Origin of the sequence: Dactylosporangium sp. NPDC006015 (genome assembly GCF_040614215.1) — a bacterium.
Taxonomy (GTDB): Bacteria; Actinomycetota; Actinomycetes; order Mycobacteriales; family Micromonosporaceae; genus Dactylosporangium; species Dactylosporangium maewongense.
The window spans coordinates 61,499-78,458 of sequence record NZ_JBEXUD010000032.1 but is presented as its reverse complement, the minus strand read 5'-3'; the positions used below and the strand labels follow the sequence as shown (position 1 = coordinate 78,458).

At 70.7% G+C, this 16,960-nt stretch carries 13 protein-coding genes and 2 CRISPR repeat arrays (1 of these 15 only partly in view); of the genes, 11 read left to right on the top strand and 2 right to left on the bottom strand.

All coding sequences use genetic code 11. From position 1 onward, the window contains the following. A CRISPR array of direct repeats spans positions 1 to 517; the repeat unit is 28 nt; unit sequence GGACCACCCCCGCGTGCGCGGGGAGCAC (it extends 2,329 nt beyond the left edge of the window). A 258-nt stretch (positions 518 to 775) separates the two neighbouring features. Continuing rightward, the gene (locus ABZ321_RS39970; RefSeq protein WP_354900789.1) at positions 776 to 2,839 is read right to left on the bottom strand and encodes an N-6 DNA methylase; all 2,064 of its coding nucleotides are present in this window, start codon (positions 2,837 to 2,839) and stop codon (positions 776 to 778) included. Between the two features lie 92 nt (positions 2,840 to 2,931). On the opposite strand from ABZ321_RS39970, the gene ABZ321_RS39965 reads away from it, so the two are divergent. Together ABZ321_RS39965 and ABZ321_RS39960 are read left to right on the top strand one after the other, a co-directional pair. Next, positions 2,932 to 3,114 carry a hypothetical protein gene (locus tag ABZ321_RS39965; RefSeq protein ID WP_354900787.1) on the top strand — a complete coding sequence of 61 codons (183 nt, stop codon included), beginning with the start codon at positions 2,932 to 2,934 and terminating at the stop codon, positions 3,112 to 3,114. Positions 3,115 to 3,193: 79 nt separating this feature from the next. Beyond that, positions 3,194 to 3,811, top strand: coding sequence for a hypothetical protein (locus ABZ321_RS39960; protein WP_354900785.1), 618 nt, complete (start codon positions 3,194 to 3,196; stop codon positions 3,809 to 3,811). Positions 3,812 to 3,817: 6 nt separating this feature from the next. On the opposite strand, the gene ABZ321_RS39955 is transcribed toward ABZ321_RS39960, so the two are convergent. Then, positions 3,818 to 5,080 (bottom strand): serine/threonine-protein kinase, encoded by a 1,263-nt coding sequence (locus tag ABZ321_RS39955; protein WP_354900873.1) that lies wholly within the window; start codon positions 5,078 to 5,080, stop codon positions 3,818 to 3,820. A 193-nt stretch (positions 5,081 to 5,273) separates the two neighbouring features. Between ABZ321_RS39955 and ABZ321_RS39950 the strand changes: the two genes are divergently transcribed. Genes ABZ321_RS39950 through cas2e form a run of 9 tightly spaced genes read left to right on the top strand, consistent with a single transcriptional unit; the run spans position 5,274 to position 16,421 of the window. Continuing rightward, a complete protein-coding gene (locus ABZ321_RS39950) occupies positions 5,274 to 7,424 on the top strand; it encodes a UvrD-helicase domain-containing protein (protein WP_354900783.1) in 2,151 nt (716 codons plus the stop codon). Continuing rightward, complete coding sequence (cas3, locus tag ABZ321_RS39945) at positions 7,421 to 10,258, top strand: CRISPR-associated helicase Cas3' (RefSeq protein ID WP_354900781.1); 2,838 nt, start codon at positions 7,421 to 7,423, stop codon at positions 10,256 to 10,258. The genes ABZ321_RS39950 and cas3 overlap by 4 nt, the downstream gene beginning before the upstream one ends. A 29-nt stretch (positions 10,259 to 10,287) precedes the next feature. Continuing rightward, positions 10,288 to 11,946 (top strand): type I-E CRISPR-associated protein Cse1/CasA, encoded by a 1,659-nt coding sequence (gene casA / locus ABZ321_RS39940; RefSeq protein ID WP_354900779.1) that lies wholly within the window; start codon positions 10,288 to 10,290, stop codon positions 11,944 to 11,946. Then, the gene (casB, locus tag ABZ321_RS39935; RefSeq protein ID WP_354900777.1) at positions 11,943 to 12,605 is read left to right on the top strand and encodes a type I-E CRISPR-associated protein Cse2/CasB; all 663 of its coding nucleotides are present in this window, start codon (positions 11,943 to 11,945) and stop codon (positions 12,603 to 12,605) included. The genes casA and casB overlap by 4 nt, the downstream gene beginning before the upstream one ends. Next, positions 12,602 to 13,726, top strand: a complete 1,125-nt coding sequence (gene cas7e, locus ABZ321_RS39930) for a type I-E CRISPR-associated protein Cas7/Cse4/CasC (RefSeq protein ID WP_354900775.1) — start codon at positions 12,602 to 12,604, stop codon at positions 13,724 to 13,726. Before casB ends, cas7e begins: the two co-directional genes overlap by 4 nt. After that, positions 13,723 to 14,418: a type I-E CRISPR-associated protein Cas5/CasD gene (cas5e, locus tag ABZ321_RS39925; RefSeq protein WP_354900773.1), complete on the top strand. Its 696-nt coding sequence runs from the start codon at positions 13,723 to 13,725 to the stop codon at positions 14,416 to 14,418. Before cas7e ends, cas5e begins: the two co-directional genes overlap by 4 nt. Positions 14,419 to 14,420: 2 nt before the next feature. After that, the gene (gene cas6e, locus ABZ321_RS39920) at positions 14,421 to 15,086 is read left to right on the top strand and encodes a type I-E CRISPR-associated protein Cas6/Cse3/CasE (protein WP_354900771.1); all 666 of its coding nucleotides are present in this window, start codon (positions 14,421 to 14,423) and stop codon (positions 15,084 to 15,086) included. Between the two features lies 1 nt (position 15,087). Beyond that, complete coding sequence (gene cas1e, locus ABZ321_RS39915; RefSeq protein ID WP_354900769.1) at positions 15,088 to 16,041, top strand: type I-E CRISPR-associated endonuclease Cas1e; 954 nt, start codon at positions 15,088 to 15,090, stop codon at positions 16,039 to 16,041. Further along, on the top strand, positions 16,041 to 16,421 hold the full coding sequence (gene cas2e / locus ABZ321_RS39910; protein ID WP_354900767.1) for a type I-E CRISPR-associated endoribonuclease Cas2e: 381 nt from the start codon (positions 16,041 to 16,043) through the stop codon (positions 16,419 to 16,421). Before cas1e ends, cas2e begins: the two co-directional genes overlap by 1 nt. Positions 16,422 to 16,461: 40 nt before the next feature. Next, positions 16,462 to 16,917: a CRISPR direct-repeat array (repeat unit 28 nt; unit sequence GTGCTCCCCGCGCACGCGGGGATGGTCC). Between the last annotated feature and the right edge of the window lie 43 nt (positions 16,918 to 16,960).

The window sequence follows — 16,960 nt, the reverse complement described above, 5'->3', positions numbered from 1 at the left end:
GGGACCACCCCCGCGTGCGCGGGGAGCACTTCGTCACCTGGACGAGCGTGTTCTGGTTGCTGGGACCACCCCCGCGTGCGCGGGGAGCACGCGAGGGGCCACGCCTGGTCGCAGCCGCAGCACGGACCACCCCCGCGTGCGCGGGGAGCACTATCCGAAACGCAACGGCGACTTCGCCGATACCGGACCACCCCCGCGTGCGCGGGGAGCACGAGTTGGCCGCACGCCTGCGGGCCGCGCCCACGGGACCACCCCCGCGTGCGCGGGGAGCACCAGTTCGCCCAGGCAGACGGAGCCCCGCCGGACGGACCACCCCCGCGTGCGCGGGGAGCACTCCAGCTCAAGAAGACCGGCATCATCTCCGCGCGGACCACCCCCGCGTGCGCGGGGAGCACGAACTGACCGCCGAACCGTGATCTCTTCCCCGGGGACCACCCCCGCGTGCGCGGGGAGCACGGATCGAGACTTCTGCCTTCATTGACGTTTCTCGGACCACCCCCGCGTGCGCGGGGAGCACACTTCTTGACCTGTGGGTTTGAAGATCAACTATTGGGATTTCGTTCGCTTTGTTCGCGGTGTGCCGAGATGCGGATCGCGTGCAATGGATGGTGTTCGGTGGCAGTGCGCTCTCATTGTTGCATCTTGGGTCAGGTTGAGGGTTGTGACTGGGTGGATGGCAGCGGGTTCGCATCTTCGACGAGGCCGGCGTCGGGGCTGTGTGGTCAGGGTTGCGGTGGTGGTTCGTGGGGTGGCGTCAGGGGCGGTGACGCGGTGCTCAGGTTGGGTCGCCGTGGTTGAAGTGGACGGTGAGGGTGCCTGAGGTGAGGCCGTCGCTGATGTCTTGGGTGAGGGTGGTGGCGGTTGCGGCGGCCTGGTCGAGGTCGGTGCGGAGCTTGGCCAGTTTGCGGAAGGCTCGGCCGTACTCCTGCTGGTCGCGCAGGGTCAGGACCGGGATGGTGAGGCGTTTCAGGTCGATGCGCAAGGTGCCGCTGCTGGCGCTGGTTGCGCGGCCGGCGACGCGGAGGTTGTCGGTGCGGGAGAGGGCGCCGGCGACGAACCAGGCGTCGAACTGGTCGGGGTCGATGCGCAGGAGTTGCGTGCCTGGTTCGAGGTCGGTGCCGGCCTGGTCAGGGGTGGCGACGTGGACGCTGATCTGCCGGCCGATGACGGGGATGAGGAGGTCGTCGGCCTGTACGCGGGGCGGTTCGTCGTCCTCGGCAGCGCGAGTGCCCACGCTGGGGGACGACGGTTCGGTGACGTCGGTTTGCCGGGTGCGGGTGGCGCGCAGGATCGACATGCTGCCTGAGCGGATCAGGTCGGCGAGGCTTGCTTGGGGTGCAGAGTGCAGCGCCGTCGCCGTTGCGGGCCGGACCCTGGGGAGCCGGTCTCGGACGTCGGCGAGTAATCGGTCGAGTTCGTCGATGGTGGCGATGGTTGCGGCTGGATCGGTGGCCTGCTGGTTCGCCGGTGGTAAGTAGCGTTGCGGCGTCAGGTCCACCTGGTCGTCGAGGACGTCGATGGCGGGGACTGTGCGGCGTACGCCGGGAACGTCGGTGTGCCGGCCATGTTGGAAGTCGTGCCAGGCGGTGCCGGCGAGTTCGGCGAGTGGGCCGTTGCCCGCGGTGGCGTCGACGAACAGGAGACGGTCTCTGGGTGGTTGGTGCTCGTCGGGTTGGGCGAGGACCCAGATGTGCAGGCCGATGCCGATCGGTGGCATGAGCCCGGCCGGCAGGGCGATGACCGCGCGAAGCGCGCCTCGCCGGACCAGTTCGGCCCGGATGCGGCGGCCGGCTGGGCGTAGTGCCGCTGCCGGTGGCATGAGGACGACGCTGATGCCGCCGGGGGAGAGGTGTGCGAGGGCGTGCTGGACCCAGGCGAGTTCCGGTTCTGTGCGCGGGGGCATGCCGTACACCCACCGCGGGTCGTACGTGAGGCGGTCGTGTCCCCAGTCGTGGATGCCGAACGGGAAGTTGGCCACGACGATGCCGGCCTGCACGTCGGGGAACGCGTCGGCGAGCATGCTGTCGCCGATGTGCAGCTTCGGCGGCGGGTTGGGGCGGCCGGCGGCTTGGGCGCGCAGCTGGACGAACCACAGCCGCAGCAGGGCGATGAGCACGTACTGCGGCTTGATCTCCTGGGCGAAGCATTCGATTGTCGTGCCGGCCTGTGTCGCTCGGTCGGTGGCCATGCGGACGATCGATCCGGTGCCGCAGGTGAAGTCGAGCAGTCGTTCGCTGGGGCCGGCGATGGTCAGCATGGCTGCTGCGACCGGGTCGGGGGTGCTCGCCAGGCCCGACATGGACTGCGCCGAGGTGGTGTACCGGTGGTGCAGGTATTCGAAGGCGGTCTCCGGGTCCTGTTCCTGGCTCAGCTGGTGCACGGTGCGCAGCACCGTGGTGAGTTGGGCGTCCCAGCGGTCGGGCAGCACGGTGGCGACGAGGTCGGCCAGTTCGCGGTCGATCCTGCGCAGTTGGGTGAGTAGCTGCTTCGGGGTCGGCGGGGCGGTGGCGTCGTCGGGTTGGGCGGCTCGGGTGAGCAGGTATGCCCCGGCGATGCCCAGCACGTCGCCGATGCGCGCCGCCGGCTGGAAGCTTTCGATGTGGCGCCAGACCCACTGTTCGGTGCCGGCCTGGTGCAATTTGCCCTGGCGGCGCAGCCAGTCCTCGACCTCTCGCGCGTTGAAGGACGGGCTGGTGGGGGTGCCGCCGACGGGGGCGGGAAAGTCCGCGTGCCGGCGTCGCCAGTTGCTCACCGCGGCCCGCCCGACATTCGCCAGCTGGGCGATGCCGCTGGCGGTGAGGGTGGCATCGCCGATGGCCGTGTTCCGCTCGCCTGTCACCCGTGAACAGTAGCATATCGCAGATTATTGTTACTGGTGTTCACAAGACGTGCGTGCTACGGTCGGATCGTTCACGAATCACGGGAGGCGTCATGGCGCGGCGAGGGCGTAGTACGACGATCGGCAAGTTCGCGAAGCTCTACCAGGACCGACGGGTCTCGGAGATCCGGATGCTCGGCGAGCTGCTGCGTCACGAGCAGTCGGTGGCGACCGGCCGGACCTCGGGCCTCGACGCGCGAGCCGACCGTGTTGACGCCGCCCACCCCAACGATTGAAGGAGGACCATGAACACGATTGTTCACACCCACCCCGTCAACGGCCGCATCGCCGACGTTCGCGCCGGTCGAGTACCTCATGCATGGAGCGCGGCGCCTCGATAGCCCGGCTCGGGTCGCGCCCGACTACGCGAGGGTCCGCATCGACCCGGACCTGGGCAGCGCGATCGCGGACGCCTACATGGCGGCGCCGATCCGCGACGAACGGGCCTTCGCCGCATACGCGGCGTTCGCCGAGCAGACGGTGCGCCAGTACCACTTCCTGGTCGGCCGGGTGGAGTTCGGCGGCCTCGGCGTGACGGTTCGTGTCGTCGACGACGACCCGTATCCGGACGCGCTCGCGATGGTCGAGGACGTGCGCCGGCGGCGGCTGCGCGTGTTCGCCAGCGCCGCGAGCAACAACCCGCACCCGTACCTGAGTGACGGCGAGAACGACATGTTCCGTGCGGTGCACGACGCGTTCGGTCATGCGGCGAGCGGCCGGGGCTTCGACGTGCACGGTGAGGAGGCTGCTTGGTTGAAGCACGGCGCGATGTACACACCGCTGGCGCGTCGTGCCCTGACCACGGAGATCCGCGGGCAGACCTGCGCGCAGGTCTTCCACTTCGGTGGCAGCCGGTTCCCGGAGCAGAAGGCGGTGCTGCTCGCGCGGCGGTTCAGCGATCCTCGTCCGGCGTTGGCCGGCGCCGGGACCTGACGACCCCTACCCGGTGGTCGGGTAGTCGGCGCGGAGCCGGGCGATCTCCTGCCGCAGGTCCGTCACCGCCGGGTGTTCGGCGCCGTCCAGCCGGATCCGCTGCCGCAGCAGGGTGTCGAGCAGGCGCAGCGCACGGTCGTGTTCGCCGAGCGGGACATGGGCGCGGGCCGCGCGGACCCGACAGTCGAACACCATCGGGTGGCGCTCGCCGTGCTGATCCGCCAGCTGGTCGGCGAGTTGCCGCCAGAGCCGTGCGGCGGCCCGGAACTGTCCTGCCGCGTGCAGGCGTTGGGCCTCGGCGTCGGCCTGGTCGGGGTCGAGGCCGGGGCGCTTGGTCCGGGCTGCCGGCGTGGTCGTGTGCTGCGCCGGCAGCTGCCCGACGATGGCGGCGTAGGACCGTACGGCGTCGATGTCGTCGTTGATGAACCCCGGCATGGGCGGCAGCGGCGAGCTGAGCGGCGCCAGCATGTTGTAGACGTCGACCGCGCTGTCCGGCCGGTCGTGAGGGTGCTCGGCGAGCAGCGCGTGCACGAGTTCGTCGAGCACCTCCGGCGTGTCGGGGCGGAGCCCAGCCGGGCGCGGTGGCGGGTCGTGCAGCTGGCGTCGTGCGATGGTCGTGGTCGTGTCGTCGTCGAACGGCGGCTGCCCGGTGATCAGGTGGAACAGCGTCGCTCCCAGCCCGTACAGGTCCGTGCGGTGATCGGTCTGCTCGTTGAGGATCTGCTCGGGTGCCATGTATCCGACGGTGCCGACACTCTCGCCGGTCCGCGTGATCCGGGAGTAGCGGCCGTCGTCGTGGATCAGGGCCAGCCCGAAGTCGAGGACCTTCACCGCGCCGCTCGGCTCCAGCATGACGTTGCTCGGTTTGAGGTCGCGGTGGATGAGGCTGATCTGCTGCGCAGCGATCAGCACGCTGCTGATCTGTGCCCCGATGGCGCAGATCCAGGGGATCGGCACCGTGTCCTGCTCGACGGTCAGGTCCGCCAGCGTGATCCCGTTGACGCGCTGGAGCACCAGGTACGGGCGGCCCTCGTGGTCACCGAGATCGAAGACGGCCGGTACGCCGGGGTGCTCCAGCCGTGCGGTCAGCCGCGCTTCCTTGAGGAACCGTTGGAGCAGGTCGACGCTCAACTTCGCCGGGTTGATGACCTTGATGATCACCTTGCGGTCCAGGAGCCGGTCCCATGCTCCCCAGATCTCGCCGAGCCCGCTGTGCGCCACGGGCAGGCGGTCCACCTCGTAGCGGTCTTTCAGGCACGCGTCCGCCATCACGTCCGTCAGCCTATCGAAGGGTGCCGTGGTTCCGGCGGGTGAGCCGATCGGCTGACCACCCTTCGGTCGCTCGGTCGTGAATGGCAGCCATAATGAATTTGCTTGTAGCTACTGTTCACAATAGAGTCATGTCGACCGATGGGCGTCACGCGGCAGCGTGTGCGCCAGACCGACGATGCGGAGGAGCGGCGTGGCCGAGCTGGCGATCGATCGGGAGTTCCTGCTGCGCTTCGGCACCCTGCCGCGGCCGACCCAGCGAGCCGTTCACAGCGCGATCCAGAAGTTCGCCCAGCACGTCCACGCCGGGCTGCACCTGGAGAAGCTGACCGGCGCCAGGGACCCGAACGTGCGGACGATCAGGATCGACAACTTCTGGCGAGGGATCGTGGTGGCGCTCGGCGGCGCCAGGTTCCTGTTGAAGGACGTCATGCCGCACGACGACGCCAACGCCTACGCCGTGCGGCACATCTTCTCGGTCAACCAGGTGCTCGGCATCCTCGAGGTCCGGGACCAGGGCGGCATCGAGGACTTCGAACGCACCCTGCCGGCCGAGCCGGCCGCCGCTGGACTGTTCGAGCAGGCGTCCAACGCCGACCTGGAGCGGTTCGGATTGAGCCCGGACCTCATCCCGCTGCTACGCCGGATCAATTCCGACCGCCAGCTGGACAGCCTCTGCGGCCTGCTGCCGCAGGTCCAAGGCACCGTCCTGAGTGGACTGGCATCGGGAATGTCCGTCGCCGACGTCTGGGACGAGCTGTCCGAACAGATCCTCGCCGGACACGAGCCCGGCGAGGTGGACACCCGGAACCTGGAGGCGGCCGCCCGTCGCATGCCCGACCGGATCACGTTCGTGTCCGGGCCGGTGGAGCTCGCGGCGATCCTGGAGCACCCGTTCGACCTGTGGCGGACGTTCCTGCATCCGACCCAGCGAGATGTCGCCTACCGCGAGGAGTACAGCGGCCCGGCGCTGGTCGCCGGCAGCGCCGGCACCGGCAAGACGGTCACCGGCCTGCACCGTGCCGTGTTCCTCGCCGGTCGGCTCCCCGACGACGGTTCGAAGGTGCTGCTCACGACGTTCACCCGCGCGCTCGCCGAAGCGCTCGCCCGGCAGCTGCACCGGCTCGCCGGCGACCCGGCGGTCCGCGCCCGCATCGACGTGGTCAGCATCGACAAGCTCGCCCACGAGATCGTCTCCCGCCACCGGAAGGTCACCGTCGCCGACGAAACCGTCCTTGGCCCATTGTGGGACGAGGCAGCCGCGGCCGGGCCGACGTACCACAACCGGGCCGGCCGGATGACGAGGTTCTCCGCCGCGTTCCTGCGGCGCGAGTGGGAGCAGGTCGTCCTGGCCCAGCAGCTGACCAGCGTCGAGGCGTACCGCGACGCCGTCCGCGCGGGCCGCGGAGAGGGACTGCGTGCCGGGCAGCGCGACGAGGTCTGGGCCGCGATGCAGCACGTCGTGCAGCAGCTGGCGAAGCGGCGGTCGCACACCCACACCCAGCTCGCTGACGAGGCCACCGCGCTCATCCAACAACGACCGGCACCGTACCGCCACGTGGTGGTGGATGAGGGGCAGGACCTGCACCCGGCGCAGTGGCGGCTCCTGCGGGCACTCGTCGCGCCCGGCCCCAACGACCTGTTTCTGCTGGCCGACCCGTACCAGCGCATCTACGACAACCAGGCGTCCCTGGCAAAGCTCGGCATCCAGGTCCGCGGGCGCACCCGGCGGCTGACCGTCAACTACCGCACCACTCACGAGATCCTGAACCTGTCGGTGCGGGTGCTCAGCGGCGATCCCGTCGTCGGGCTCGACGGCGACGGCGACACTCTGCGCGGATACCGATCCGTCACGCACGGCGCGGAGCCGGTCCTGACCGCCCACACCGACCGCGACGGCGAACTGGACACGCTGATCGAGCGGGTCGGCACCTGGCTCGAGCAGGGCGTCGAACCACACGCGATCGGTGTCGCCGCCCGTACCGGCAGCCTCGTCAAAGCCATCACCCGCACCTTGACCGACGCCCACATCGACGTCGCCGACGACCGTCGCGGTGTCGACGGTGTCCGGGTCGCCACGATGCACGGCCTGAAAGGGCTCGAGTTCCGGTGCCTCGCCGTCGTCGGACTCGACGCGGGTCTGCTGCCGGCGAGGAACGCGGTGACGCCCGAGGCCGACGATCCGCACGCTCACCGCCAGGACCTGCAGCGCGAACGATGCCTGCTGTTCGTCGCGCTGACCCGGGCCCGCGACGTGCTCTACCTGTCGCACACCGGAACCCCGACAACACTGCTGCCGGCCGCAGGTGCCGTGGTCGCTGCGCGGGCGGCGGTCACCGGATGAGCACCGTGACGGCGGCCGGCGGGCCGCGACTGGGCGAAGGCGCCCGCGCCGCCTGGGGCAAGACCGACCGCACCGGCACGTCACCGGTCGGCTGGCTGCCGTTGTGGCGGCACCTCGCCGACTCCGCCGACGTCGCCGGACGGCTCTGGGACCACTGGCTCAGCCCCACCGTCCGCGACCTGATCGCCGACCAGCTGCCCGCCGGCCCCGCCGACGGACGAACGCTCGCGGTCTGGCTTGCCGGAACACACGACATCGGTAAGGCAACGCCCGCGTTCGCGATCCAGGCGCCGGCACTCGCCGAGCGGATGCGCGACCGGGGTCTCGGCTTCCAGCCCGCGCAGATCAAGGCGGACCGGCACCTCGCACCGCACGCCGTCGCCGGTCACGTCATCCTCGCCGACTGGCTGAACGGACAGGGCTGGGACGACCCGCACCCGTACGCAGTCGTCGTCGGCGGCCACCACGGCGTCCCGCCCACCGACGAGCTCATCGCCGGTGTGGACGCGCGCCGGCACCTGCTCGGCGACCAGGCATGGCAGGAGATCCAGCAGGAGCTGCTGACCTGGATGACGGAGCGGTCCGGCGCCGGTGACCGGCTCACCGCATGGTGCGGCACGCCGCTGTCCCAGCCGGCTCAGGCCGCGCTCACCGGCCTCGTCATCGTCGCGGACTGGGTTGCCAGCAACGAGACGTACTTTCCGTACATCCTCGACAGCTCGGACAGCGTCCGGTTGCACACCGGCTGGGAACGCCTCGACCTCCCGGAACCCTGGACGCCGGCCCCGGCACCGGCCGATGTCGACGCGCTGTTCACCACCCGGTTCGAACTGCCCGCAGGCGCCACGCCCCGGCCCGTCCAGCGCACCGTCGCGGACCTCGCCACCACCATGCCGGCACCCGGAATGATCATCGTCGAGGCGGCGATGGGCGAAGGCAAGACCGAGGCGGCGCTCGCCGCCGTCGAGATCCTCGCCGGCCGGACCGGCGCATCCGGGTGCTACCTGGCGCTGCCCACCCGCGCCACCAGCGACGCCATGTTCGGCCGGATGCTGTCGTGGCTGCGCAGGCTTCCCGACGCCGAACCCGGCCGTGGCGCCCGCGACGTGCGGCTCGCGCACGGCAAGGCAGCGCTCAACCCCGAATACGACCGGCTGCGATCCACGCCGCTTCCCAGCGGCATCGCCATGGACGCCGGCGGCGCCGACATCGGCGTCCATGCCTGGCTCGCCGGTCCGAAGCGCACTCTGTTGTCCAGCTTCGTCGTCGGTACCGTCGACCAGCTGCTCTTCGCCGCGCTGCGCAGCAAACATCTCGTGCTGCGCCACCTCGGGCTGGCCGGGAAGGTCGTGGTCGTCGACGAGGCGCACGCCTACGACGTCTTCATGGGCCAATTCCTGGACCGTGCGCTGGAGTGGCTCGGTGGCTACGGCGTCCCCGTCGTCGTGCTGTCCGCGACGCTGCCGGCGCGGCGCCGGGCCGAGCTGATGGCCGCCTACGACAACGGCCGTCTCGGCCCACCACCGAAACCCACCTGGCGTGACCGCGGCAAACCGAAGGTCGACCCGTACGCGGACATCCGCACCGATCTGCGCTACCCGCTCGTCACCGTTTCCGGCGAGACGCGCGGCGCCACCGCGACCAGTTGCGTCGACTCGGGCCGCGGCGTCACGGTCACCCTGCACCGCCTCGATGACGACCTGCCGGCGCTCGCCGAACTGCTCCGCGACCGGCTCGCCGAGGGCGGCTGCGCGCTCGTCGTCCGCAACACCGTGCGACGCGTCCAGGAAACGGCCGTCGCGCTCCGGGCGTCGCTCGGCCCGGACACGCCGGTGTCGGTGGCGCACTCCCGGTTCATGGCGGTCGACCGGGCGGCGAAGGACCGCTGGCTGCGGGACACGTTCGGACCGTCCGGCGCTAACCGCCCCGCCAGGCACGTCGTCGTGGCCAGCCAGGTCGCCGAGCAGTCCCTCGACATCGACTTCGACCTGCTCGTCACGGACCTGGCTCCGGTCGACCTCGTGCTGCAGCGCATCGGCCGGCTGCACCGGCACCCGCGCCAGGACCGGCCGGCCAGGGTCGCATCACCCGCCTGCTGGATCAGCGGCGCCGACTGGGACGAGGAACCGCCACAGCCGGTGCCGGGGTCACGCAGGGTGTACCAGACGTCCACCCTGCTGCGGGCCGCCGCGGTGCTCCTGCCGCACCTGGACGGCCAGCCGCTGCGACTGCCGGCAGACATCGCACCGCTCACCCAGACCGCCTACGGCGACACGCCCCTCGGCCCGCCGCAGTGGCAACCAGCGATGGCGGAAGCCGAGGCCCGGCACAAGGACGAGACCGCCGACAAGGAACAGAAGGCGAACGGATTCCGGCTCGCCGCCATGGGCGAGCCAGGGACGTCACTCATCAACTGGTTGTCCGGCGGCGTCGGCAACGCCGACGACCGCACCGCGCAGGGCTACGTGCGCGACACCGACGGCGAGTCCCTGGAGGTCCTGCTCCTGGTCCGGACACCGGAAGGGCTCGTGATCCCGCCCTGGATCGACGGCGGCGGAACGGCGGTGCCGACCGCGAGTGAACCACGTTGGCCGCTGCCCCGGCAGATCGCCCGATGCACGCTGCCGCTGCCCCGAACGATGACCGATCCCGACGTCATCGACGAGGTCATCGCCGACCTGGAGCGCCGGATCGACGTGAGCGCCTGGCAGACGAACCACTGGCTGGCAGGAGAACTCGTCCTGGACATCGACCGCGACGGCAACGCGACGGTGGCCGGCTTCGACGTGCACTACGACCAGCACGAGGGACTGCAGGTCACCCGCACCGCATGAAGGCCAACGAGCACCAAGGAGGTAGACCCGTGACCACCCCAACCCCGACGGCGGGGTTCTCGTTGCTGGACGAGGCGTGGATTCCGGTCCTCGACACCGCCGGACGGCGGCGCGACGTGTCGCTGCTCGGCCTGTTCGAGCAGGCCGCCGACATCCAGATGATCGCCTGTGAACTGCCGACGCAGAACTTCGCGCTGCTGCGGCTGGCGCTGGCGGTCCTGCACCGCGCGACGAACGGTCCACCGGGAGAGACGGCCTGGCGGGTGCTGTGGCAGGAGCCGCAGTTGCCGCTGGCCGACATCACCGACTATCTCGAGGCGTTCCGCGACCGGTTCGACCTGCTCCACCCGACGCACCCGTTCTACCAGGTCGCGGACCTGCGCGCCGGGAGCGACAAGGCGTTCGGGCTGGAGCGGCTGATCGCCGACGTCCCCAACGGCGAACCGTACCTGACCGCGCGGACCGGGCCGGCCATGCAGTCGATGACGCCGGCCGACGCCGCCCGGTGGCTCGTGCACTGTCAGGCGTTCGACCCCTCAGGCATCAAGACCGGCGCGCTCGGCGACCCGCGGGTGAAGGGCGGCAAGGGGTATCCCTTGGGTGTCGCCTCCGTCGGCGCGCTCGGAGGGGTGTACCTCGAAGGCGCCACGCTGCGGGAGACGCTCCTGCTCAACCTGGTCCCGATCGCGCCCGGCTGGCGATCCGCGAACGACCAGGACCTGCCGGTATGGGAGCGGGAGCCGCACACCTCCGTCGAGGAACCATCGGCCACCCGGGGCCCGTACGGCGTCCTCGGCCTGTACACGTGGCAGTCGCGTCGCATCCGGCTGTTCGGCGACCGGGACGCCATCACCGGCGCCGTCATCGCGTACGGCGACATCCTGGACTGGCAGGACCGGCACCTGCTGGAGCCGATGAGCGTCTGGGGCCGGAGCGGACCACGCGAACAGAAACTCAAACGGGTCCCGGTCTACCTGCCTCGGCCGCATCCACACGATCGGGTGCTCTGGCGCGGACTGCAGACGCTGCTGCCGCCGGCCCCGTCGGGCGGAGAACCTTCGCAGCGGCTGTCGCCGATGGTGCTGCAGTGGCTGGCCCGGTTGCGGGTCTCCGGAGTCGTCGGACCCGACTTCCGGGTGCGTTCGCGAGCCACGAGCATCACGTACGGCAGCAACCAGTCGGTGGTCGACGCGGTCTTCGGCGATGCCCTGACCATGAACGTGCTCCTGCTGGTCGACGGTTCACCGCTGCGGACCGCGGCCGTCGACGCCGCCGCCGACGCGGATGCCGCGGTCAAGGCGCTCCGCTCGCTCGCCGTGAACCTGATCCGCGCCGCGGGCGGCTCAGGCAGCGACACCGACGCGGCCGACCGCGCCGCCGAACGCGGGTACGCGTTGCTGGACCGGCACTTCCGGGTCTGGCTGGCCCGGCTCGGACCGGCCACGGACCCGGGTGCGGCGCGAGCCGCGTGGCAGCGGCGGGTGCGGTCCGAGATCGCCAGGCTCGGCCGCGAGCTCGTCGAGGCCGCGAGCCCGGCCGCCTGGGCCGGCCGCATCCTCGAGGACCGCAACGGCAAGCAGTCGCACTACTGCAGCTCCCAGGCCGAGGCATGGTTCCGCGGCAGCCTCGCCAGGGCCCTGCCGATGGCGGCCGACGACGCGAACCGACCCCAGGAGGTACTCCAGTGACGACCGCCGCAACCGAACAGCCGGACGCGCCGGCCCGCAAGACGTGGGGGTCCCGCCGCCGTCGCGAGCTCGGCGACCACGTCGCCCAGACGGTCGCGAGCCTGCAGGCACAGGTGCTGCGGGACCCGCCGAGACCAGAGGCGGTGAGTGCCTTGGCCCGGCTGCGACGCGGCATCGGCCGCACCCCCGGCTTCGACTACAGCCTCGAGACGTACCTGCTGGTGCCCGATCACCTGCTCGGTGCCCGGCCGGCCGACGACGCTGAGGCCGCCGACACGGAACAGGCAGTGCACGACGCGGTCACCCTCTACGCGCTGCACCAGCAGTCCCGCCGCGAACGTATGCACGTCAACGGGCAGGGCCTCGGCCATGCCATGGCACGCCTGACCCGTGCGAGCACCGGACCGGACGGCGTGCGACGGCGATTCGCCGCGCTCGGCACCGCCAGCACGTACGCCGAAGCGATCTACCACCTGCGCAGCCTCGTCACCATGCTCCGCGAGCACCAGATCCCGTTGGACTACGGCCTGCTCAGCGACGACCTCCGCGCGCTGCGGCACCCGACGTCGCGGGCCCGGATCCAGGGCGCGTGGGGACGGGAGTACTTCCGCAACAGCCCGGGCGCGACCATCGACACCACCGAGGAGAGCACCGAATGAACCGCATCTTCATCGACGTGCACGTGCTGCAGACCGTGCCGCCGAGCAACCTCAACCGGGACGACACCGGGTCGCCGAAGACCGCCACGTACGGTGGTGTGCGCCGCGCCCGGGTGTCCAGCCAGGCGTGGAAGCGTGCGGTCCGGCTCGCGTTCGCCGACCTGCTGGACAGCTCCCAGCTCGGCGAACGCACCAAGCGGGTCGGGGAGTCCCTCGCCGCGCGGATCAAGGCGCTCGACCCGGCGTTGACCGACGATGAGGCGTCCGCCCTGGCCGCCGGCGCGTTCACCGCGTCGGGACTGGCCAAGGCCGACAAGAAGAAGACCGAGGCGAAGGACGTCGAGTCCGGCTACCTGCTGTTCCTCAGCCGCCGGCAACTGGACAACCTCGCCGGCGCCGCGCTGGAGGCGTCGCGAGCCGGCACCACGTTGGACAAGGCGAAGTTCAAGGCGCTGGCGAACACCGAGCACTCGGTGGACATCGCCATGTTCGGCCGGATGGTCGCCGACATGACCGACATCAACGTCGACGCCGCCTGCCAGGTCGCGCACGCCATCAGCGTCCACGCCGTCGACAACGAATACGACTACTTCACCGCCGTCGACGACCGCAAGCAGGACGTCGCGGAGACCGGCGCCGGCATGATCGGCACCGTCGAGTTCAATTCCTCGACGCTCTACCGGTACGCCACCCTCAACGTCGACGCCCTGCAGCGCAACCTCGGCGACGCCGCCGCCACCCGGGCCGCCGTGGAAGCGTTCCTGACCGCCTTCGCCCGCAGCGTCCCGACCGGCAAGCAGAACACCTTCGCGCACCGCACCCTGCCCGACGCGGTCCTGGTCCAGATCCGCGACACCCAGCCCATCAACATGATCGGCGCCTTCGAAACCCCGATCCGGGAGACCAACGCCGACGGCCGCGTGCGGCTCGCCGCCGAGGCACTCGCCAGGCACACCCTGGACGTGGAACGCGCCTACGGTGAACAGCCGATCGCGACGTGGGTCACCCAGGTCGGCGAACGCACCGCGGTGCTGGCCGACCTCGGCAAGGCCGTGTCGTTCCGCGAACTCGTCAGCGGCGTGGGGGAGCAGGTCACCGCGGCGCTCGGCCAGCCGGCATGAGCGTGCTGCTGCTGCGACTGGCCGGACCGCTCCAGGCGTGGGGCGCCTCGAGCCGGTTCGCGCACCGCGGCACCGAAGTCGCCCCGACCAAGAGCGGCGTCATCGGCCTGCTCGCCGCGGCGAAGGGCATCCGCCGCACCGAACCACTCACCGACCTGCTTGGCCTTGAGTTCGGGGTACGACTGGACCAGCCCGGGCAGATCCTGCGTGACTTCCAGACCGCGCGGAGCCTCGACGGGCGCGCCAGCTTCCCGCTGACCTACCGGTTCTACCTCGCCGACGCCGCCTTCCTCGCCGCCGTCAGCGGCGAGCACCAGCTGCTGCTCGGGCTCGCCGAGGCGTTGAAACGGCCACACTTCCCGCTGTACCTGGGACGCCGCTCCTGCCCACCGGTCGGCCTGGTGTGCCTCGGCGTCCACGACGACACCGTCGACGGCGCACTGCACTCGTGGCCCTGGATCGCCGCCGACTGGCACCGCCGCAAGGCAGCGCGCACCGTCCGGCTCGAAATCATCCGCGACGCCCGGCCGGGCGAACCGTCGTTGGAGACGATCGCGGACGAACCGCTGACCTTCGACCCGGCACACCGCCGGCACACCTGGCGGGCCGTCCACCGCGGCCACGTCGACGTCGACAACGACCTCGCCGACCACGCCGCCGACCACGACCCGTTCAGTTTGCTGGGAGGCTGAGCATGTACCTCTCCCGCTTCATCGTCGACCCGGCGCGCCGCGGAGCCCGGAAGCTCCTCGCCTCCCCGCAGGCCATGCACGCCGCCATCCGCGGCGCATTCGCAGACCCCGCCGACTATGAGCGAGCCGATGCCCGCACCCTGTGGCGCCTGGACACCGCCGCGGTCGGCATTCTGCACCTGTACATCGTCAGCCCAGGGCAGCCGGACCTCACGCACATGGTCGCCCAGGCCGGCCGTGGCACCGCCGAGGCGTGGCAGACCCGGGCGTACGGCGGGCTGCTCGCGTCGCTGCAACCGGGCCAGCAGTGGGCGTTCCGGCTCACCGCCAACCCCACCCACAGCGGACGGAAGACCGCCGACTCGAAGGAGACCCAACGCTTCGGCCACCTCCGCCCGGAACAACAGACACAGTGGCTGATCGACCGATCGGCCCGCTGCGGCTTCACCGTCGCCACCCAGCAGAACAACGAACCCAACGTCGGCCTCCACCACCGCCAGACACAGACGTTCAGACGCGGCGCCGGCACGGTCACCCTCACCACGGTCACCTATGACGGACTCCTGGACATCACCGACGCCGACGCCTTCCGCCACACGCTGTCCCTCGGCATCGGGCACGGCAAGGCGTACGGGTGCGGGTTGCTGACCATCGCCCCGACCCGCTGAGATGACGATTCCCGGAGTACCACCGTCCGAACTGCCTGACCTCACCCGGGCCGAGGACCGGATCAGCTTCCTGTACCTCGAACGCAGCGTCATCCACCGCGACAGCAACGCCATCACCGCCACCGACGACAAAGGCATCGTGCACATCCCCGCCGCGTCCATCGGAGTGCTCCTGCTCGGACCCGGCACCAGCATCACCCACCAAGCCGTCGCCCTGCTCGCCGACCACGGCGCCACCGCCGTCTGGGTCGGCGAGCGGGGCGTGCGCTACTACGCCCACGGGCGTTCACTGGCTGCCTCCAGCCGGCTCCTGACCGCCCAGGCGGCGGCCGTCAGCCACCGCGACCGCCGGCTCGCCGTGGCCCGCACCATGTACGCGATGCGACTCCCTGGCGAGGACACCACCAACCTCACCATGCAGCAGCTGCGCGGCAAGGAAGGCGCGCGCGTCCGCCGCACGTACCGCGAGCACGCTGCGCGTACCGGCATCGCCTGGAATCAACGCCAGTACGACCGGGAAGACTTCGCGTCCGGCGACCCCGTCAACCAGGCGCTGTCCGCCGCCCACGCCTGCCTGTACGGCGTCGTGCACGCCGTCATCGTCGCGCTGGGCGCCGCACCCGGCCTCGGCTTCGTCCACACCGGACACGAACGCGCCTTCGTCTACGACGTCGCCGACCTGTACAAGGCCGAAATCACCATTCCGGTCGCCTTCGACGTGGCAGCCAGCGACTCCACCGACATCGCCGCCGACACCCGCCGCGCAGTCCGCAACCACGTCCACGACGGCGCCATCCTCACCCGATGCGTCCGGGACATCCGGACACTGCTGCTCCAACCACAACCCACCACCCCGATCGACGACGTCGAGGACTCGCTCGGCCTGTGGGACGACAACGGCCTCGAAGTGGCCGCCGGCCGAAACTACGGGGACTATGAGGACGTCGACTTCTGATGACGGTCATCATCCTCACCGCCTGCCCACCAGGCCTGCGCGGCCACCTCACCCAATGGCTCCTGGAAATCTCCGCCGGCGTGTACGTCGGCCACGTCAGCACCCGCATCCGCCGGCGCCTCTGGTCCCGCGTGATCGACATGGCAGGCCCAGGCCGCGCGCTGCTGGTGTTCCAGACCTCCGGAGAACAGCACCTCTCCTTCGAAGTCCACGACCACCACTGGAAACCGGTGGACCTGGACGGCATCACACTGATGCGCCGCCCCAGCGCCCCGGTGTTCAACGCGGCCCTGCCAACAGGCTGGAGCAAAGCCGCCCGCCGCCGCCGATTCGGCCGCCGCACTCAGCCCTCCAATCCCCAGCCGAAGGAAAGTGATTGAAATCGGCCAAGTGGATCTCCATCGCCCCTGATCAGAAAGTGTGCTCCCCGCGCACGCGGGGATGGTCCGCCCAGGCGCACGCTCGTGCTGCTGGTCGGGGTGTGCTCCCCGCGCACGCGGGGATGGTCCCGTCCACGACACCACGTAGGAAGGCCTGACACAGTGCTCCCCGCGCACGCGGGGATGGTCCCACGACGAAGGAGAGTGCCCGATGAAGCCCGCCGTGCTCCCCGCGCACGCGGGGATGGTCCGCCGACCGCGTGACCCAGACACAGAGAAGCCCCGTGCTCCCCGCGCACGCGGGGATGGTCCCCGCACCCCTACCGGACGGCAGAGATCAACGACGTGCTCCCCGCGCACGCGGGGATGGTCCCGCGGCGCCGACCGTGACGAGTTCCAACCCGTGGTGCTCCCCGCGCACGCGGGGATGGTCCGACGTCCCACTCGGCCTTCGACTCGAGCTGCACCGTGCTCCCCGCGCACGCGGGGATGGTCCGTACGAGCCGTCGACGCTCGGCACCAGCCCGCAGTGCTCCCCG